Below are 3806 nucleotides of genomic sequence, written 5' to 3' on the forward strand. Positions count from 1 at the left end.
CACCAGATCCCCGTGCGCGTCTTCCGCCCCCGCGAACAGCGCCGCGAGGAGATCCTCCTGTTCTTCCACGGCGGTGGCTGGGTGACCGGCGACATCGAGAGCTACACGCCCGCCTGCGCCGCGATGGCGGCCCTCACCGGGTGCGTCGTCGCCTCCGTCGACTACCGGCTCGCCCCCGAACATCCCTTCCCCGCCGGGCTGGACGACTGCGTGCGGGTCGCCCGCCAGCTGCTGGACGACCCGCAGCGCGCGGGCATCGAGGACCCGGGGCGCATCGTCCTCGTGGGCGACTCCGCGGGCGGCAACCTCGCCGCGGCCGTCTCCCTGCTGCTGCACGAGCAGGGCCACCGCGGGGTCAGTCGGCAGATCCTCCTCTATCCGGTCACCTACTGGGACCACTCCCCGGACACCTCCCCGTTCGCCTCCGTGCGGAACCACGGTGAGGGCTACCGGCTCACCAGCACGGAGGTCCAGGACTACATGGAGCTCTACGTGCCGGATCCCGCCCAGCGGCAGGACAGGCTCGTCGCCCCGCTCATGGCCGAGGACCTCTCCGGTCAGCCCGAGACCCTGCTCCTCACCGCGGAGCTGGATCTGCTCTGCGACGAGGGAGAGGCCTACGGCCGCGCACTGGCCGCGGCGGGCACCCCCGTGCACATGCACCGCGTGGAAGGAGCGCTGCACGGCTTCATCGCACTCCCCCGCTTCGCCCGGCCGCTGCGTGAGGCCTACGAGGTGATCAACGCCTTCCTCGACGCCGCGGACGACGCCGCCCCACAGCCCGGTGCCGCGGGTGTGCGGCCGGACGGCACCGGATCACAGCTGGACGGCACCGGCCCGCACGAGACGAAGGGGCTCCCGTGACCCGCCGCGCATGGGTGCGTCTGGACAACGCCTCCAACATCTTCCTCGCCGCCCGCAGCGAGGCGGACCCCAAGGTCTTCCGCCTCAGCGCGGAGATGGATCACGAGGTGGACCCTGCACTGCTGCAGACCGCACTCGACGAGACGTTCGACCGGTATCCGCTCTACCACGCGGTGCTGCGCAGGGGCGTCTTCTGGTACTACCTGCAGGACAGCGATCTGCGTCCGCAGGTCGTCCCCGAGACCCTCCCCACCTGCGCTCCTCTCTACCGGGGAGAGCGTCACAGCCTGCTGTTCCGCGTGATCCGCTCCCGGCGGCGGATCGTCCTCGAGGTCTTCCACGCGCTCTCCGACGGCACCGGCGCCCTCTGGTTCCTCACGGATCTCGTCACCGCCTACGTCCGGCTGCGGTTCCCGGAGGAGCACAGCCCGGAGACGCGGGGCGCCGCCGGCTCGCTCGAGGCCGGCGGCGCCAGCATCGCGCCGCTGGATCCCGGCCAGACCGCGGCCACGCGCCCGGACTCCTCCGCGGACCGGATCGGTGCGAACGTCGCCCTCGACCCCGCCGTACCGCCTTCCGCCTCGCCGGAGACCGCCGTACCTCCGGACGAGCCCGCTGCCGAGGTCTCCCCCGGCAACACCCTCACGACGGACAGCTTCGCCCACCACTTCCGCAGGCGCGGGCGCGGGCACAGGCGCCGGCGGGCAGCGGCCCAGGCGGAAGGGACGGCGGCCGGCGCCGGGGCGGGCCCTGCACCCGTTCCCGAGCCCGCGGACCCCGCGGCGGCTGACGAGGACACCGCGCAGCCCGCCGGGCACCGCGGCCTCGGCCGGTTCGTGGGCGCCTCGACGGCACGCACCCATACGGTGAGGGGGACCCGCACACCGGACAACCGGACGCGGGCGGTGGAGCTCACGATGCCGGCGGCCGAGGTCCTGGCGCTGGCACGTGCGGAGGGCGTCTCTCTCACGATGTACCTCACGGCCGTGTTCTTCGAGGCCGTGAGGCTCTCCTCCGGACAGGGCGAGCGGCGGGGCGATCTGGGGAGGTCCCCCACCCTCGCGGCTTCGGTCCCGGTGAACCTGCGGCAGTTCTTCCCCTCGACCTCCGCCCGGAACTTCTTCGCGACGGTGCGGGTGGAGCACACGTACGGCGAGGAGCGCACTCGCGACGGGGACCGGGAGGACGCTCCCGCTGACGGGATCGGAGCGATCTGCCGGAACATCGATGCGCAGTTCCGCCCGCAGGCCGCTCCGGCCGCGCTCGAATCGAAGCTGCGCCGGTTCATCCGCTTCGAACGGATGCTCGCGCTGCGGGTGGTGCCGCGGCCGCTCAAGGACGTGGTCCTCGGCCTCTTCAACCGCGCCAGCAACCGCGGCCTCACCGTGGCGGTGTCCAACCTGGGGCGCGTGAGCCTGCCGGAGCCGGCCGAGGCGCACGTGGGGCGGATGCTGTTCCACGTCTCCGCCGTGCGTCCGCAGTTCTGCGCGATCTCGCACGGCGGACTGCTCACCGTCACCTTCACCTCGCCGTTCGCGGAGACGGACCACGTGCGGGAGTTCGCGCGGATCCTCTCGGGAAAGGGTGTGCCCCTCACGGTCGCCGCCGCCCGGGTGACGGAGGATGAGCTGGCCGGGATCTCCGGCGGAGAGGCAGGACGATGAGCCGCTGCCCGGAGTGTGCCGTGGACGTCGAGGGCGTCTGGGAGGGATGCCCGCTCTGCGGAGCACAGCTCGACGGGGAGCCGGTCCCCGGTCCGCTGCCGGACGTACCGCTGAGCTTCTCCCGGCGGAGACTCCTCACAGTGCTGTTCCTCGCCTCGCTGGGGGTGATCGCCGCCTCGTTCCTCGCGCAGCTCCTGTTCCGCCGCGGCGAGGACAGCGTGGGCACCTTCCGCTCCGCCTGGCTGGGCGTGGCCTCCATGTGGCTCGTCGTCCTCATGGCGGTGCGCAAACGGCGCAACGTGGCGAAGGGGACGGTGTACCTGGTGGTGCTGGTGAGCGGCGTGTGCGCCTACTGGGACTATCTCTCCGGGTGGAACGGCTGGGCGCTGAGCTGGGCCATCCCCCTCGTCTGCGCCTCTGCCACCGCCGCCGTCCTCATCACCGTCCGGGCCATGCGCATGGAGGTGGGCGAGCACGTGGTCTACAGCTGGCTGACGGTGCTGCTGGGCCTCGCGCCCCTCGTCTTCCTCGCCCTCGGCTGGGTGGAGGACGACCCGGTGCCCTCGCTGCTCTGCGGAGCGCTCACCCTCATCGCCCTGGCGCTGGAGCTGGTGCGCGTCCGCGAGATGCGCCATGAGCTGGCCAAACGCCTGCACCTGTGAGCGCCGGTCCCGCCCCGGCCACAGTCCAGCACCCCTGCCCTCTTGCGTGCAGGAAGAAACTGTGCTATCACATTCTCACCACGGGCCTCGAAGAGGACCGTGGGCATCAGGCATGACTCGTTCGCAGGCGAAGGAGGGATGCTCAGTGGCTCGCACGCACACAGATCTGTTCCGGCACGGCGTCCCGCCGGATCGACCCGGGCGTCGAGAGTGCGGCCGCACGGACGCCTACCGCTCCGGCCGGGGAGTGTGAGACCGGTGGACACCCTGGTGCTCGGAAGCAGCGAGGCCTGTGAGACGGACGAGGCCTTCCTCGACATCGTCCTCACCGATCCGGACCTCCGCGCGCTCGACGCGCGCCTGTCGCGCATCGACGCCTCCCCGACGGATTCGCCCTGCGCCTGTGCCGCCCGCGGCTTCCGCCTGCCGAGGGCCTCGGCACCCCTGACGGGCACCGGCCGGCCGCCGCCGAGGCCGCGCCCGCACCAACGGTCTCCTCCGCTCGCGTGAACGCATGTCCGGTTCCGCAGGGAAGGAGGTGGGATCTCGGCTCTTCCGCACCAAGGCGCCTGGCATGCTCCGCCCGCATCGGGTTCCTCCTGCAGTGCGCGGAGCA

At 72.2% G+C, this 3806-nt stretch carries 4 protein-coding genes; all 4 read left to right on the forward strand.

Annotation, left to right across the window (positions count from 1 at the left end):
• The coding region (locus Q0A33_RS05650; protein ID WP_291794303.1) for an alpha/beta hydrolase at window positions 1-864 on the forward strand (864 nt) is incomplete at its 5' end.
• Window positions 861-2528, forward strand: a complete 1668-nt coding sequence (locus Q0A33_RS05655; protein ID WP_291794304.1) for an alcohol acetyltransferase — start codon at window positions 861-863, stop codon at window positions 2526-2528. The genes Q0A33_RS05650 and Q0A33_RS05655, both read left to right, overlap by 4 nt.
• Window positions 2525-3190, forward strand: a complete 666-nt coding sequence (locus tag Q0A33_RS05660) for a DUF6320 domain-containing protein (protein WP_291794306.1) — start codon at window positions 2525-2527, stop codon at window positions 3188-3190. Before Q0A33_RS05655 ends, Q0A33_RS05660 begins: the two co-directional genes overlap by 4 nt.
• Before the next feature lie 258 nt (window positions 3191-3448).
• On the forward strand, window positions 3449-3700 hold the full coding sequence (locus Q0A33_RS05665) for a hypothetical protein (protein ID WP_291794308.1): 252 nt from the start codon (window positions 3449-3451) through the stop codon (window positions 3698-3700).
• The last annotated feature ends 106 nt before the right edge of the window (window positions 3701-3806 follow it).

Origin of the sequence: Brevibacterium sp., assembly GCF_022712115.1 — a bacterium.
Taxonomy (GTDB): domain Bacteria; phylum Actinomycetota; class Actinomycetes; order Actinomycetales; family Brevibacteriaceae; genus Brevibacterium; species Brevibacterium salitolerans.

What these genes read in the sequence shown, in the direction of transcription:
- Q0A33_RS05660 (WP_291794306.1), top strand. Translation starts at nt 2,525, where the DNA reads ATGAGCCGCTGCCCGGAGTGTGCCGTGGACGTCGAGGGCGTCTGGGAG.